The sequence below is a fragment of the Enterobacter sp. ODB01 genome (assembly GCF_001623605.1).
Lineage (GTDB): Bacteria > Pseudomonadota > Gammaproteobacteria > Enterobacterales > Enterobacteriaceae > Enterobacter > Enterobacter kobei.
The window spans coordinates 1,117,603-1,132,890 of the sequence record NZ_CP015227.1 but is presented as its reverse complement, the minus strand read 5'-3'; the positions used below and the strand labels follow the sequence as shown (position 1 = coordinate 1,132,890).

The 15,288-nt window shown below is 56.7% G+C and carries 11 protein-coding genes; 4 read left to right on the top strand and 7 right to left on the bottom strand.

The genetic code is table 11. From position 1 onward, the window contains the following. Positions 1-51: 51 nt before the first annotated feature. Positions 52-2,757, bottom strand: coding sequence for an HTH-type transcriptional regulator MalT (gene malT, locus A4308_RS05505; protein ID WP_014885549.1), 2,706 nt, complete (start codon positions 2,755-2,757; stop codon positions 52-54). A gap of 585 nt (positions 2,758-3,342) precedes the next feature. On the opposite strand from malT, the gene malP reads away from it, so the two are divergent. Together malP and malQ are read left to right on the top strand one after the other, a co-directional pair. Beyond that, on the top strand, positions 3,343-5,736 hold the full coding sequence (gene malP, locus A4308_RS05500; RefSeq protein ID WP_045281314.1) for a maltodextrin phosphorylase: 2,394 nt from the start codon (positions 3,343-3,345) through the stop codon (positions 5,734-5,736). A gap of 9 nt (positions 5,737-5,745) precedes the next feature. Further along, positions 5,746-7,824, top strand: coding sequence for a 4-alpha-glucanotransferase (gene malQ, locus A4308_RS05495; RefSeq protein ID WP_063308480.1), 2,079 nt, complete (start codon positions 5,746-5,748; stop codon positions 7,822-7,824). Positions 7,825-7,934: 110 nt separating this feature from the next. On the opposite strand, the gene gntT is transcribed toward malQ, so the two are convergent. The 3 genes from gntT to gntX all read right to left on the bottom strand — a co-directional run bounded on the left by gntT (position 7,935) and on the right by gntX (position 10,932). Further along, entirely contained in the window at positions 7,935-9,251 is a 1,317-nt protein-coding gene (gene gntT / locus A4308_RS05490; protein ID WP_014885546.1) for a gluconate transporter, read from the bottom strand. A gap of 360 nt (positions 9,252-9,611) precedes the next feature. Beyond that, complete coding sequence (gene nfuA, locus A4308_RS05485; protein WP_003861601.1) at positions 9,612-10,187, bottom strand: Fe-S biogenesis protein NfuA; 576 nt, start codon at positions 10,185-10,187, stop codon at positions 9,612-9,614. A gap of 61 nt (positions 10,188-10,248) precedes the next feature. Beyond that, positions 10,249-10,932, bottom strand: a complete 684-nt coding sequence (gntX, locus tag A4308_RS05480; RefSeq protein ID WP_045135457.1) for a DNA utilization protein GntX — start codon at positions 10,930-10,932, stop codon at positions 10,249-10,251. A gap of 36 nt (positions 10,933-10,968) precedes the next feature. Here gntX and bioH point away from each other — a divergent pair, with 36 nt between their 5' ends. Further along, entirely contained in the window at positions 10,969-11,742 is a 774-nt protein-coding gene (gene bioH, locus A4308_RS05475) for a pimeloyl-ACP methyl ester esterase BioH (RefSeq protein WP_023331493.1), read from the top strand. Between the two features lie 111 nt (positions 11,743-11,853). Beyond that, positions 11,854-12,123, top strand: a complete 270-nt coding sequence (locus A4308_RS05470; RefSeq protein ID WP_014885543.1) for a YdgH/BhsA/McbA-like domain containing protein — start codon at positions 11,854-11,856, stop codon at positions 12,121-12,123. A 44-nt stretch (positions 12,124-12,167) separates the two neighbouring features. Here A4308_RS05470 and feoC read toward each other — a convergent pair whose 3' ends face one another. From feoC to feoA, 3 genes are read right to left on the bottom strand one after another with little or no spacing between them, the layout of a single operon-like run. Further along, a complete protein-coding gene (gene feoC, locus A4308_RS05465) occupies positions 12,168-12,404 on the bottom strand; it encodes a [Fe-S]-dependent transcriptional repressor FeoC (RefSeq protein ID WP_014885542.1) in 237 nt (78 codons plus the stop codon). Positions 12,405-12,414: 10 nt separating this feature from the next. Then, positions 12,415-14,733, bottom strand: a complete 2,319-nt coding sequence (feoB, locus tag A4308_RS05460) for a Fe(2+) transporter permease subunit FeoB (RefSeq protein WP_014885541.1) — start codon at positions 14,731-14,733, stop codon at positions 12,415-12,417. Between the two features lie 30 nt (positions 14,734-14,763). Continuing rightward, a complete protein-coding gene (gene feoA, locus A4308_RS05455) occupies positions 14,764-14,991 on the bottom strand; it encodes a ferrous iron transporter A (protein ID WP_008503050.1) in 228 nt (75 codons plus the stop codon). Between the last annotated feature and the right edge of the window lie 297 nt (positions 14,992-15,288).

Here is a 15,288-nt window from a genome sequence, read left to right as displayed (position 1 = left end):
CCCTCTCCCTGTGGGAGAGGGCCGGGGTGAGGGCATCAGGCCGCACAAAACCTAAACGCCATACCCCATCATCTTCAAGAGCTGCTGCGCATGCTGTACCGCATCCTGACGATGCGCCACACCCAGCTTCTGATACAGATTACGAATGTGCGTTTTGATGGTGGTCGCCGCCACCGCCAGCTCACCGGCAATCTGCTCGTTGCTGTAGCCGGAATAGATCAGCCCCAGCACCTGCCATTCCCGCTGGGTGAGCGGGCTGGTGCGAATAAGCTCCGGCACTTCCGGATGGTTCAGCAGACGTTCAACGAAGTTCTCATCAAAATGCGCAAATTTGTGGCGATGATGCTGGTTAATCTCGCGCAGAATACGCTGAGCACGATGCTGATCCAGCTCCGGCAGGGTATTCAGCTGAATCAGCTGGCGCAGCTGTTGCGCCATCACTTCACCTTCAATCACAAAGTGGCTGATAAACCCGGTACGGTTCGCCAGCTGCAGCGCTTCCAGCAGCACGCGCTGGGCGTCATTTTTGCGTCCCGCCTGCCAGTAAAGCTGGTTAAGCAGCAGCAGGTTGCGGTTCAGATCGCTCATCAGGCGCAGGCTACGGGCGTTTTCGTTTAACTCTTCCAGTACGATCTCGGCAGGCTCGAAGTCACCCAGCAGGATCTGCACGCGGGCGATGTTGCGCCACTGGCTTTGCAGGAAGTGGTTATTGGCAAACTCTGGTTTTGGCGTATGACGCAGCCAGTTGGCGGCGGATTTTTTATCCCCCGTCATCTGCCAGTAAATCACCCGGACCTTATCGGCGTTTGACACCCAGTCGCTGTGGTACTGGCCGTTGCCGAGCAGGTTTTCCAGACGGTTAAGGTGATTGCGGGCGTTATCGAGATCGCCGCGCGCCAGCGAGCACTGCACCAGCAGCGCCAGGCACTGCAACTGCTGCTGCGGCTGGAAGCCAGAGAGCACGTTCACACCCTGACGGGCGCAGCTTTCTGCTTCATCGAGGCGTGACCATGCCCACAGCAGCTGAGCGCGAATGCGCAACAGGAACTCGTGCATCGGCAGCTGTTCCAGATGCTGTTCACGAATCAGCTGGAACGCTTTTTCCTGATTTTCCCAGGCAGCCTGCAGGAACCCCTGAGCGAATAAAATTTCACTTTGCTGAATCAGACTCCACAGGGCGTAGTGCCACACATCATGGCGGCGCGCCATCTGCTCGGTTTGCTGCATCAGGGAAAGGGAGCGCGTCAGCTCGCCCTTGCAGTGCAGTACTTCCCCGTGTACGGAGGTCGCCACGATGCGGCTGTAGAAATTAGCCAGCGGCAGTTCATCCAGCGCGACCATCGCCAGCCGTTCCGCTTCGTCCGGATCGCCGTCGTTAATTGCGACCTGCGCCCGCAGGGCGTTAAATTCGCCGTGCAGGGTAGTATCCATTTCACTTTCCATCTCCTGCTCGGCACGCGCCAGCAGGGTATTGACCTCACTGTAGCGGTGCTGGCTTTGCATCAGCCAGGCCTGCAGCAGAACCAGACGCGGGTTCTCCAGCAGGCTCTCCCACGGCAGGGCTTTCAGCGACTCTTCCAGCAGCGTCAGTTCGCTGTGGTTAAACAGCCCCCACGCGTGGTTGAGCAGAATATCGCGCAGCATACTGGCGTCACCGGCAGCCAGCGCGTGGTGAATGGCCTCGCTCGGGAAGCCTTGCGCCATCCAGCTTTCAGCGGCGGCGCGATGGATTTCCGGCAGTTCTGTGGCAAGCTCCCACTGACAGCGCTGGCGCAGGAAGCTACCAAACAAGGGATGGTAGCTGAACCACTCGCCGGGATCGTCCATGCGTGTCAGGAACAGGCCCTGACGTTCAATCTCTTCCAGTTGTAACTGGCCGTTTTCACAGCCGGTAACGCGCACGATCAGCGCGTCGTTCATCGAACGCAGCAGGGAGCTTTTCAGCAGGAAATGACGGGTTGAAGGATCAACGCTGTCCAGCACCTCGTCCACCAGATAATCAGAGAGATGGCTGGCGTTGATACCGGCCAGACGCCGTGCCGACTGGTGTGTCGGGCTGTTGTTTTGCCGCGCAGAGAGGGCAATCAGCTGCAACGCCGTGGCCCAGCCCGCGACGTCATCGCACAGGCGGCTGCTTTCAGCGGCCTCAATCGGCGAGGTCAGGCGACAGTCGAAGAACTGTTTCGCTTCCTGATGGGTAAAGGCCAACTGCTGGCTGCCAATCTCCAGCAGCTGATCGCGCACGCGCAGGTTGGCAATGCCCAGCTGCGGCAGGTTGCGCGACAGCACCACCAGGGTCAGGTTTTCCGGTTGATGGCGCAGGAAGAAACGCATCGACTCGTGGATAACCGGATTTGAAATCAGATGATAATCATCAATTACCACATAAAGCGGACGATGCCATTCAGCCAGTTCAATGAACAGCTGAGAGAAAAGGGAGGACAGGCTGGCGTACTGGCGCTTTTGCACCATCACCTCACTGGCGACGCAGTGTCCATTCGTGGCCTGTTGAATGGCAGCAATCAGATAGCTGGCAAAACGCTCTTGCTGGTTATCGCCCTCATCAAGGGAGTACCAGCCAAGATCGCTCTTACCTGCGGCCCATTGCGAAATGAGCGTTGTTTTTCCATAACCTGCAGGGCTCGTAACCAGCGCCAGTCGGAAATTATGCGCGCCGGAAAGTTTAGCCAGCAGACGCTCGCGGACCACTGTATGGTCGAGACGAACCGGGCGACTTAATTTAGACGGAATCAACATAGGTTTCACTTCACTGTGGGGAACGAGAGATTTTATTTTTTTTGCGCTTCGTAATTAATAGCTATAAGGTCGGACAGATAGAGAACTATTGCAAGTTATGTCTGGATTTGGTGGCTCTGAATTTGCACTCTGTCACAAAACATTCAGGCAGATGATGGAACTTTCCTGAAAGGGCTGTGACGCCGCGCCAGTGCTGGCTTGTATGGTTCTCTTGCGGTTATGCTGAAACTGGTTTCAGAAAGGGATAGTGACGCCAAATTTAATAAAGTCCGGGTAAAGTTCAGTGAGCTTAATAATCTCCTTAGATATGACCCAATTGCAGAAATATTATTCTACGTAAGTAATCATTTCAGCGCGGATTAATTTCATCCGAAACTGCATTTCATTTCTTTGACATTCTTCCCGGTGACGTTTTCCTCTTCCGGGCACACTCAGGCTATGCTCTGAGAGTGGCCTCGATCACACTTTTATGCTCATCCCCGCTACTCCTCCCTGTCTAATCCCCCACAGGATGAGGAAGAGGTGAAATGAGCCAGGCACACTAGCGCCAACTTGTGTTTTCTTTCTAAAGGATGCCGATCCCCTATGTCACAGCCTACCTTCAACAAAGCTCAATTCCAGGCTGCCCTGACGCGTCAGTGGCAGCGTTTTGGCCTTCATGCTGCAAACGAGATGACGCCTCACCAGTGGTGGCAGGCGGTGAGCGGGGCGCTCGCAGAGCAGCTGGATGCTCAACCCGTGGCGAAGCCCGTCAAAGGCCAGCGTCACGTCAACTATATCTCGATGGAATTCCTGATTGGCCGCCTGACGGGCAACAATCTGCTGAACCTTGGCTGGTATCAGGAGGTGGGTGATGTGCTGAAAGCGCACGACATCAACCTGACTGACCTGCTGGAAGAAGAGATTGACCCGGCTCTCGGTAACGGTGGTCTGGGTCGCCTGGCGGCCTGCTTCCTTGACTCCATGGCAACGGTTGGCCAGTCCGCCATTGGCTATGGCCTCAACTATCAGTATGGCCTGTTCCGTCAGTCGTTCGCTGATGGTCACCAGATGGAAGCGCCAGATGACTGGCACCGCAATACCTACCCGTGGTTCCGCCACAATGCGCAGCTGGACGTGCAGGTCGGCATCGGCGGGAAAGTCACAAAGCAAGGCCTCTGGGAACCGGCTTTCACCATCACCGGTGAAGCCTGGGATCTGCCGGTGCTTGGCTACCGTAACGGCGTGGCACAGCCGCTGCGCCTGTGGCAGGCGAAGCACGCTCATCCGTTCAACCTGACCAAATTCAACGACGGCGATTTCCTGCGTGCCGAGCAGCAGGGTATCGACGCCGAGAAGCTGACCAAAGTCCTCTACCCGAACGACAACCATCTGGCGGGTAAAAAGCTGCGTCTGATGCAGCAGTATTTCCAGTGCGCCTGCTCCGTGGCGGACATTCTGCGCCGTCATCACCTGGCGGGTCGCAAGCTGGCACAGCTGCCGGACTTCGAAGTGATTCAGCTCAACGACACGCACCCGACCATCGCCATTCCTGAACTGCTGCGCGTGCTGATCGACGAGCATCAGCTGAGCTGGGATGACGCCTGGGCGATTACCAGCCGCACCTTCGCCTACACCAACCACACCCTGATGCCGGAAGCGCTGGAGTGCTGGGATGAGAAGCTGGTGAAAGCGCTGCTGCCGCGCCATATGCAGATCATCAACAAGATTAACGATCGGTTTAAAACCCTGGTGGATAAAACCTGGCCGGGCAATAAAGCGGTCTGGGCGAAGCTGGCAGTGGTTCACGAGAAGCAGGTTCGCATGGCGAACATGTGCGTGGTGAGCGGCTTTGCGGTGAACGGCGTAGCGGCCCTGCACTCGGATCTGGTCGTCAAAGATCTGTTCCCGGAATATCACCAGCTGTGGCCGACCAAATTCCACAACGTGACCAACGGCATCACGCCGCGTCGCTGGATCAAGCAGTGCAACCCGCTGCTGGCCGGTCTGCTGGATAAGACCCTGAAGAAAGAGTGGGCCAACGACCTGGACCAGCTCATCAACCTGGAAAAATACGCGGATGACGCGAAGTTCCGCGAGCAGTACCGTGCCATCAAGCTGGAGAACAAAGTTCGTCTGGCGGCGTTTGTGAAAGCGCGCACCGGGATTGAGATCAACCCGAATGCCATTTTCGATATCCAGATCAAGCGCCTGCATGAGTACAAACGTCAGCACCTTAACCTGCTGCACATCCTGGCGCTGTATAAAGAGATCCGCGAGAACCCGCAGGCCGACCGCGTGCCGCGCGTGTTCCTGTTCGGTGCGAAAGCGGCACCGGGCTACTACCTGGCGAAAAATATCATCCTCGCCATTAATAAAGTGGCGGCGGCGATCAACAACGATCCGAAGGTGGGCGACAAGCTGAAGGTGGTGTTCCTGCCGGATTACTGCGTCTCGGCGGCTGAAATGCTGATCCCGGCGGCGGATATTTCCGAGCAGATCTCGACCGCAGGGAAAGAGGCCTCCGGCACCGGTAACATGAAGCTGGCGCTGAACGGTGCGCTGACCGTTGGCACGCTGGACGGTGCGAACGTCGAAATCGCTGAGCAGGTCGGTGAAGAGAATATCTTCATCTTCGGTCATACCGTGGAAGAGGTGAAAGCCATCAAGGCCAAAGGCTACGACCCGGTGAAATGGCGTAAGAAAGACAAAGTGCTGGATGCGGTGCTGAAAGAGCTGGAGAGCGGTAAATACAGCGACGGTGACAAGCACGCGTTTGACCAGATGCTGCACAGCATGGACAAGCATGGCGGTGACCCGTATCTGGTGATGGCCGATTTCACTGCCTATGTGGACGCGCAAAAGCAGGTCGACGTGCTGTATCGCGACCAGGACGCGTGGACCCGGGCATGCATTCTGAACACGGCGCGCTGCGGTATGTTCAGCTCTGACCGCTCAATCCGTGATTATCAGGCTCGTATCTGGCAGGCAAAACGCTAAGGAAGCGCGATGGAGAGTAAACGTCTGGACAGTGCCGCGCAGGCGGCGGGAATTAGCCTCAGTTACATCAATGCGCACGGCAAACCGCAGTCTATTGGTGCGGACACCAAAAGACGTTTGCTGAATGCCATGCACAAAGCCGACGCGAAAGCGTCGGCACTACCGGTGCCAAACGTAAAGGTCTTTACTGCGGGCAAAAAAATGTCGCTGACGGTGGAGGGGCGCGGCGAGTTTAGCTGGCTGCTCACCACCGAAGAGGGGCATCAGCATAAAGGCCACGCCACCGGCGGCAAAGCGTTTAACCTTCCGGCGAAACTGCCGGAGGGCTATCACAGCCTGACGCTCACCCAGGACGAGCAGCGTTTTCACTGCCGGGTGATCGTCGCGCCAAAACGCTGCTATGAGCCGCAGACGCTGCTCGAAGGCAAAAAGCTGTGGGGCGCCTGCGTGCAGCTCTACACGCTGCGTTCCGACAGCAACTGGGGCATCGGCGATTTTGGCGATCTGAAGAATATGCTGGCCTCCGTGGGTGAGCGCGGCGGCGCGTTCATCGGCCTCAACCCGATCCACGCGCTCTATCCGGCGAACCCGGAAAGCGCCAGCCCGTACAGCCCGTCCTCCCGTCGCTGGCTGAACGTCATTTATATCGACGTTAACGCGTTGGATGATTTTAAAAACAGTAAAGACGCGCAGGCGTGGTGGAAGCTTGAGACCACGAAGCAGATGCTGAAACAGGCCCGCGAAGCGGACTGGGTCGATTATGCTACTGTGACCGCGCTAAAAATGGCGGCGCTGCGTCTGGCCTGGAAAGGCTTTGCTAAGCGCGATGACGATCAGATGGCGGCCTTCCGCCAGTTTGTGGCGCAGGAAGGCGAAAGTCTCTACTGGCAGGCGGCATTCGATGCGCTGCACGCGCATCAGGTGAAAGAGGACGAAATGCGCTGGGGCTGGCCGGTCTGGCCGGAAGTGTACCAGTCCGTGGACACCCCGGAAGTCAAAGCCTTCTGTAAAACGCATGCCGACGAGGTGGACTTCTATCTGTGGCTGCAGTGGCTGGCCTACAGCCAGTTTGCCGCCTGCTGGCAGGTAAGCCAGGGCTATAACATGCCGATCGGCCTGTATCGCGACCTGGCCGTCGGTGTGGCAGAAGGTGGCGCGGAAACCTGGTGTGACCGTGAGCTTTACTGCCTGAAAGCGTCCGTCGGTGCGCCGCCGGATATCCTTGGGCCGCTCGGTCAGAACTGGGGCTTGCCGCCGATGGATCCGCACGTGATGGCGGCGCGCGCGTACGAGCCGTTTATCGACCTGCTGCGTGCGAACATGCAAAACTGTGGCGCGCTGCGTATTGACCACGTCATGTCCGTACTGCGCCTGTGGTGGATCCCTTACGGCGAAACGGCCGATCACGGCGCGTACGTCCAGTATCCGGTAGACGATCTGCTGTCGATCCTGGCCCTGGAGAGTAAGCGTCACCAGTGTATGGTGATCGGGGAAGATCTCGGTACCGTGCCGGTGGAAATTGTCAGCAAGCTCCGCGACAGCGGCGTGTACTCCTATAAAGTGCTCTATTTTGAAAACGACCATGAGAAAACCTTCCGCGCGCCGAAAGCGTATCCAGAACAGTCAATGGCAGTCGCGACGACGCATGATCTTCCTACGCTCAGAGGCTACTGGGAAAGCGGCGATCTGACGCTCGGGAAAACGCTGGGTCTCTATCCTGATGAAGAGGTTCTGCGTGGGCTGTATCAGGATCGCGAGCTGGCGAAGCAGGGGCTGCTGGATGCGCTGCATAAGCATGGCTGCCTGCCGAAGCGCGCCGGTCACAAGGCGTCGCTGATGGCGATGACGCCAACGCTCAACCGCGGTTTGCAGCGCTATATTGCCGACAGCAACAGCGCTCTGCTTGGCCTTCAGCCGGAAGACTGGATTGATATGGCGGAGCCGGTGAACATCCCGGGCACCAGCTATCAGTACAAGAACTGGCGTCGCAAATTGTCCACAACGCTTGAGAAGATGTTTGCCGATGACGGGGTGAACAGGCTGATTAAGGATTTGGATAAGCGGCGAAAAGCGGCTGCTAAGAAGTGATAAAAAACCCGCCAGTGGCGGGTTTTTTATTGCCCGGTGGCGCTACGCTTACCGGGCCTACATGGAGCCAGTAGGTCGGGTAAGGCGAAGCCGCCACCCGACTTATGACATCAAACCACCATATTCAACAGCAGCACCCCAACCAGGCCACACACCGAAATAATGGTTTCCAGCGCGGACCAGGACTTGATGGTTTCACCGATGGTCAGGTTGAAGTACTCCTTAAACAGCCAGAAGCCCGGGTCGTTCACGTGAGAGAAAATCACGCTACCGGAACCGACCGCGATAACCATCAGCTCAGGACTGACGCCCGTGGTGGCAATCAGCGGCGCAACGATACCGCCTGCAGTAATCGCAGCAACGGTTGCAGAACCCAGCGCAATACGCAGAACCGCGGCAATAGACCAGGCCATCAGGAGCGGCGACACGTTGGTTTCATGCATCATCGCAGCGATGTATTTGTCCACGCCGCTGTCAACCAGCACCTGCTTGAACGCACCGCCACCGCCGATGATCAGGAGCATCATGGCAATAATTTTGATGGAAGAGGTCAATGTGTCGTTGATCTGATCCATTGAACGACCCCGGTTCAGACCGAAGGTGAACATCGCGATCAGGACGGCAATCAGCGTAGCCATGACCGGATCGCCCAGGAACTCTGCCACGCCCAGGAACGCATGACCTTTCGGCAGGATCATCTCTGCCACGGCGCGCATCGCCATCAGGATCACCGGTACCAGTGAGGTCCAGACGCTGACGCCAAAGCCAGGCATCTCTTCTTCGGTGAAGGTTTTCGCGCTGTACAGACCTTCCGGAATTGGCTTATCGATACCTTTCAGGAAGCGGGCATATACCGGGCCTGCCAGAATCACGGTCGGGATTGCCAGAATCGTACCGAACAGCAGGGTTTTACCCATATCGGCGTGGAAGATGGTGGCGATTGCCGTTGGGCCCGGGTGAGGTGGCAGGAAGCCGTGGGTCACGGACAGCGCCGCAGCCATTGGCACACCCACAAACAGCAGCGGAATGTTAGCCGCCGCTGCGATGGTGAACACCAGTGGCAGCATCAGCACGAAGCCCACTTCATAGAACAGCGCGAAACCGACGGTAAAACCGGTCAATACCACCGCCCACTGAATGTTCTTCTTACCAAATTTGTCGATAAGCGTGGTGGCAATACGCTGCGCGCCGCCGCAGTCTGCCAGCATTTTGCCGAGCATGGCACCGAAGCCCATGATCAGCGCCAGGCTGCCGAGCGTGCCGCCGACACCGGCTTTAATGGAGCTGATAACTTTAACCAGCGGCATACCCTGCATCAGACCGACTGCAAGTGCCACCAGAACCAGAGCGATAAATCCATTCATTTTGAAACGGATCATCAAGAGCAGTAATAACACAACACCGATAGCAACGATGACTAATGGCATGATTTACCTGGCCTTTGAATTGTTATGGGTAACGTCATTGTTTCAACGACACATTCCGATTGTCCCAACTGGGAACAGAGAAGTAACGGCACTAATACTGATGCCTTGCAAACCATTAAGTTTAGTCGGCTGTTATGAGTGTGCTTAGTGCCCACGAGAATGATACGGGTAACATGGCGTGGTTGAGAATCACCCAGGCAGGCAAAATGTGAATTATGAGACGCAGGTCAACATATAGAGGAGGCGCGGCGGGAAAACAAAAGCCGGGTGGCGGCTTCGCCTGACCCGGCCTGCGATTCGGATGCAGTAACTGTTTTGTAGGCCCGGTAAGCGCAGCGCCACCGGGCAAAGGCAGACGGCTTAGTAGTAAGAATGCTCGCCGCGCTGGTGCTCGGTCAGGTCACGTACGCCTTTCAGCTCCGGGAACTCGTTCAGCAGCTGCTTCTCGATCCCTTCTTTCAGCGTAACATCGACCATAGAGCAACCGTTACAGCCGCCGCCAAACTGCAGGATCGCCAGGCCATCTTCCGTGATTTCCATCAGGGAAACGCGACCACCATGGCCCGCCAGTTGGGGGTTGATCTGGGATTGCAGCAGATATTCAACGCGCTCCATCAGCGGGGCATCGTCGGAGACTTTACGCATTTTGGCGTTCGGCGCTTTCAGGGTCAGCTGAGAGCCCAGCTGGTCGGTGACGAAGTCGATCTCCGCATCTTCAAGATACGGCGCGCTCAGCTCATCAACATAAGCGGTGAGCTGTTCAAACTTAAGGGCAGTGTCAGTTGCTTCCACAGCGTCTGGCGGACAATAAGAGACACCGCATTCTGCATTCGGCGTGCCCGGGTTAATCACAAACACGCGGATCTGCGTCCCTTCTTCCTGATTTGCCAGCAGTTTGGCAAAGTGCGCTTGTGCAGAATCGGAAATACGGATCATAGCTTTGGCCTAATAGTTGACTAAATTACCTGGGTATAATCATACGCCCATTGAAGAAGGGCTACAAGGTACGGCACAGACACCATACCTGAACCGACGCGGCGCCGCTTCGCAAAAGCAGTCGGGAAAGTTCAGCAACGGTACTGCCTGTGGTGACGACATCATCCACAATCGCGATATGGAGGCCGTTAACCGCCAATTCAAGGCGAAAGGCATTTTTGAGGTTTCTTTTGCGCAGCCGGGCGTTGAGCTGATGCTGAACGGCGGTGGCATGTACGCGGGTGAGTGCGCTGGCAGTGTATCGACAGCCGAGCCAGCGGGCGAGCGGACGGCAGAGCAGGTCGCTCTGATTGTAACCACGCCGCCAGTGGCGACGGCGATACAGGGGAACATTGACCACCATATCAATTTTCGGCAGGGCGCGGGTTCGCCGTGCCTGTAAAACCGCCAGCAATAACAGGCGGGCAAGGGGCGGTGCCAGCGAACTGTGGCCGGAAAACTTCAGGGCGTGAATCAGCCTGCTCAGCGGTCGAACGTAATCATCCACCGCCACCAGCGCGCTCCACGGCGGGGGTTTTTTCAGGCAGCGGCCACAGGGTAAATAGCGGTTCGCGGCGGGTAAACCACATTGTGGGCAGGTGGTGATACGCCTTTCCAGCGAACGCGTGCAGACGGAACAGACGCCCCAGGCGCTAAGGGCAAGCGGCATTTTGCATAGCCAGCACAAGCCGGGCACTGTTAGCATGTTCAACCTCCATGTGAAAAAAGAGAACAGTAACTGATGAAGACGCTGTGGTGGCAGACCGTTGGGACAGGAAATTGCCATCTTGTGCTGCTGCACGGATGGGGCCTGAATGCAGAAGTATGGCATTGCATAAACGAGGAACTTGCCTCGCAATTTACGTTACATCTGGTTGATCTACCGGGGTATGGCCGTAGCCATGGTTATGGTGCGATGACGCTCGAAGAGATGGCGCAGGAGGTGCTGAACGCGGCGCCACAACATGCCATCTGGCTGGGCTGGAGTCTGGGCGGGCTGGTGGCAAGCCAGATTGCGCTTTCCTGGCCCGAGCGCGTAAATGCGCTGGTGACGGTGGCCTCATCGCCCTGCTTTAGCGCGCAGGAGACGTGGCCCGGCATAAAGCCTGACGTGCTGGCGGGTTTCCAGCAGCAGCTGAGTGACGATTTCCAGCGGACCGTAGAGCGGTTCCTCGCGCTACAGACGATGGGCACCGAAACCGCGCGACAGGATGCCAGAGCGCTGAAGCAGGTGGTGCTCTCTTTGCCGATGCCGGACGTTGAGGTGCTCAACGGCGGCCTTGAAATTCTGAAAACGGTCGATCTGCGTGAGCCGCTGGCCGCGCTGACGATGCCGCATCTGCGTATCTATGGTTATCTTGACGGGCTGGTGCCGCGCAAAGTGGTGCCCTTGCTGGACTCCCTCTGGCCGGACAGCGAATCGCAGGTCATTGCCAAAGCCGCGCATGCCCCGTTTATCTCTCATCCGACGGAATTTTGTTCAGCGCTCATTGCGTTAAGTCAACGTTTAGACTGATTATTTTCTATCCAGCCTGGAAAAAGTAACACACCGCAACCATACTCCAGATGTCGTTGCGGTTGTTATACCTACGATGATCAAAACAACAATCCTATGGAGAGTCAGGCTATGAAACTTGTTACAGGTATTGTCACTTCTCTGGTTATTGGGTCACTGTCATTTGGCGTCTTTGCGGCAAAAGAGCTGGAAAAAGATAAAGTTGCCGGCATGAATCTGACGAAAATCGGTGAGATTTCTACGTCTGACACCACCGCGCCGATGGATGCGAGAAAAGAGCTGTCGAAGAAAGCGGATGAGATGGGCGGGACGTACTACGTCGTCACCAGTGCAGAAAAACAGACCAAAAACGTACGCGCCACCGCGGACGTCTATAAGTAATATGATAAAGCCGGGCAGCGATGCCCGGCTTTATGAGTGCAGTATTAGCGCAGTGCCCACCACTCCCGCAGGCAAGCCTTTCCTTCTGGACAACTTTTACAACTGCCAGAGAGGCAACCCTCTGCCTCCTCCTGGATCCGCACGGCTTTACCCATGGCTTCAAGGCGTTCCAGCATGGCATCGATCATCGGCTGGGGCGTATGCAGGCTGAGGCTCAGCTGTTTCGCCTCCATCCGGCCCTGCAGAGCCAGCATGTCACGCACCTGAATCAATGACGCCATGGTGTGCTCCTTAGTGACAGTCGCCCGCCGGGCTGTTGCAGCAGGTCGCGGCGGTTTTACGATTTGCCAGCAGGTCGATATCGACGCGGCTGCGTGCCCGGCGCAGCAGGCCAAGAACAATCACGTTAAACAGGACAACCGCGAGGATACAAACCAGGCTGTAGCGTGGGTGCTGACTGAAATTAACGGTCTGATAAAACAGCGTCGCCAGCGAGTAAGCGATATTCAGCCCCCACAGAATGGAGAAGCCCATCCAGCCGCGACTGGATTCACGCGCAATCGCTCCCATGACGGAGATGCACGGAATATAGAGCAGAACAAAGATGAGATAGCTGTAGGCCGCAGATGCGCTACCAAATTTCTCGCCCATCACGCCCATGGCACCCGTCGCCATTTCACCGTCGCCTTTGCTGGCCTCAATCGGGTTCGCCAGCACGCTCAGGCTGAAGGTATCTTTCAGGCTCTGCCAGGTCTCCTCGACGGCACCCAGCAGTTCATCACCGAGGTGAAACGCTGCCGGATTAAATTCCTGTTCCTGGATGTTCTCCGCGGTGTAGAGCGTGTTCAGGGTGCCGACAACCACCTCTTTCGCCATCGCACCGGTGAACAGGCCCACGGTCGCCTGCCAGTTATCCTCATGCACGCCAATCGGTTTGAAGACCGGCGTGATGATGCGGCTGACAGAGGCGAGGGCAGAATCGTTGATGTTATCTGCTGCCTGACCGCTGAGGGTGAAGCTGTTCAGCGCGCTCAGGAAAATGCTGACGATGACAATCACCTTACCGGCGCGCAGCACAAACCCTTTCAGGCGTTGCCAGGTCTGGATCACCAGGCTTTTCAGGTGTGGAACGTGATAGACCGGCAGCTCCATGACAAACGGTGAGGCTTCACCGCGCATAATCGTGTGCTTGAGCATTAAACCGGTCAGGATCGCCATCACGATGCCCAGAACATACAGCGAGAAGACTGCCAGCGCGCCCTGCTGACCAAAGAAGGCGGCCGCAAAGACGGCGAAGATGGCCAGACGCGCACCGCAGGACATAAACGGCGCCATCATAATGGTCATCAGGCGTTCACGCGGAGCATCCAGGGTACGGGCACCCATGACCGACGGCACGTTACAGCCGAAGCCGACAATCAGCGGTACGAAGGATTTGCCGGGCAGACCCAGGGCCTGCATCAGGCGGTCCATGACGAACGCGGCGCGCGCCATATAACCTGAATCTTCCAGGAACGAGAGGAACAGATACATCATGCCGATCTGCGGTACCAGCGGCAGAACGGTGTTAATGCCCCCGCCGAGCCCCTGAGCGAGGAAAATGGTCAGCCACTCCGGGAAGTGCAGGGTGTAACCCACCCACTGAATCCCGTGTACAAAGATCGCGACGGAACCGGCGTCAAAAATCGGCTGGAGTGCGCCGCCGATGTTGATGGCGAGCAGGAACATCACGTACATCACCAGCAGGAAGATCGGCAAACCGAGGAAGCGGTTGAGTACAATCTTATCCACCGCCGCCGTAAAGCGGCTGGGTTCCGCCGTCAGGGCATTACTGACCACGTCGCAAATCGAGGCGATGGCCTGGTATCGTGCATCAGCGATGTGCAGCGCCGGGTCGTCCAGCTCGTCGCTGAGACGGGCCACCGTCGCGTCCAGTTTATCTGCCGCATGTCCGGCATAGGCGCGGCTATAGATATCGCCTTCCAGCATCTGCAGGCCGAGCCACTGGCGCTGTTTTGCAGGCATGCTTTTGTCCATCTCCTGCGCCAGCAGATCGGCTTCGCGCAGCAGCGGGCGGGCGTAATGCACCAGCTCAACGTCGTGATTTCCCGTGTGACGGTCAATCGCCAGCTTCAGGGCATCAATCCCGCGAGCGCGCGTTGAGACCAGCGGCACTACCGGGCAACCCAGGCGCGCGGAGAGGGCATCGACGTCGATGCGCAGCTTTTGTTTCTCTGCAATGTCGAGCATGTTGAGCGCCACGATGCAGGGAATACCCAGCTCCAGCAGTTGCAGCGTCAGGTAGAGGTTGCGCTCGAGGTTGGAGGCGTCGACCACGTTGATCAGCAGATCCGCGTCGCCGCTCAGAATGTAGTGGCAGGCAATTTGCTCATCGAGCGAGGTCTGCGACGAAATGGTGGTCAAGGAATAGGTGCCGGGAAGGTCAACCAGAGTGACCTGATGATCCGTTGTCGTGAACTGGCCTTCTTTACGTTCAACGGTTACGCCTGCCCAGTTACCGACGCGCTGGCGCGCGCCCGTGAGCTGGTTAAATAGCGTGGTCTTGCCGGAATTAGGATTGCCAATTAAGCCAATAGTTAATTTTTTCATTTTTTTAGACTCACTGAAACCGCTGGCTCGTTATCGGGATAAGGCTTCGACTTCTATTAATGCGAGGTCTTTTTTACGCAGGACCAGATTCACGCGTCGGGTTTCAATGTGAACCGGATCGCCTAACGGCGCCACGCGCACCACCTGGAATGACGAGCCGGGCAGCATGCCCAGCGAGAGCAGCTTTTGCCGATAGGCCGGGCTAATTTCGCGGGTAAAACCGGTAATCTTCCACGCACTGTCTGGAGTGAATTGCATAACGCCTGCTTCCACGAAAGGTTAAATTATCTACTATGGGATGATAATGAGAATAGTTTTTATCAGCAATAATAAAACTGTGACGGAATGTTGTTTGGTGTATTAATTTACGGCCTGTTTGACCTTGCTCAATATTTGCTGAAATGCGGAGATAAAGAGAAGAGGGTTATTTGTTAATGAAGTGATAATTAGTGGTTTAAATATGGATGCACTCTATTTGTTTTCATTCTTTGCGGCCTGCTTGCCGGACGGCACTGCGTTTGCCCGGCCTACAAAACCGTAGGCCCGGTAAGCGTA

Excerpts from the sequence above, each read along its gene's own strand:
- malT (WP_014885549.1), bottom strand. The coding sequence starts at position 2,757 with ATGTTGATTCCGTCTAAATTAAGTCGCCCGGTTCGTCTCGACCATACA.
- malP (WP_045281314.1), top strand. The coding sequence starts at position 3,343 with ATGTCACAGCCTACCTTCAACAAAGCTCAATTCCAGGCTGCCCTGACG.
- malQ (WP_063308480.1), top strand. The coding sequence starts at position 5,746 with ATGGAGAGTAAACGTCTGGACAGTGCCGCGCAGGCGGCGGGAATTAGC.
- gntT (WP_014885546.1), bottom strand. The coding sequence starts at position 9,251 with ATGCCATTAGTCATCGTTGCTATCGGTGTTGTGTTATTACTGCTCTTG.
- nfuA (WP_003861601.1), bottom strand. The coding sequence starts at position 10,187 with ATGATCCGTATTTCCGATTCTGCACAAGCGCACTTTGCCAAACTGCTG.
- gntX (WP_045135457.1), bottom strand. The coding sequence starts at position 10,932 with ATGCTAACAGTGCCCGGCTTGTGCTGGCTATGCAAAATGCCGCTTGCC.
- bioH (WP_023331493.1), top strand. The coding sequence starts at position 10,969 with ATGAAGACGCTGTGGTGGCAGACCGTTGGGACAGGAAATTGCCATCTT.
- A4308_RS05470 (WP_014885543.1), top strand. The coding sequence starts at position 11,854 with ATGAAACTTGTTACAGGTATTGTCACTTCTCTGGTTATTGGGTCACTG.
- feoC (WP_014885542.1), bottom strand. The coding sequence starts at position 12,404 with ATGGCGTCATTGATTCAGGTGCGTGACATGCTGGCTCTGCAGGGCCGG.
- feoB (WP_014885541.1), bottom strand. The coding sequence starts at position 14,733 with ATGAAAAAATTAACTATTGGCTTAATTGGCAATCCTAATTCCGGCAAG.
- feoA (WP_008503050.1), bottom strand. The coding sequence starts at position 14,991 with ATGCAATTCACTCCAGACAGTGCGTGGAAGATTACCGGTTTTACCCGC.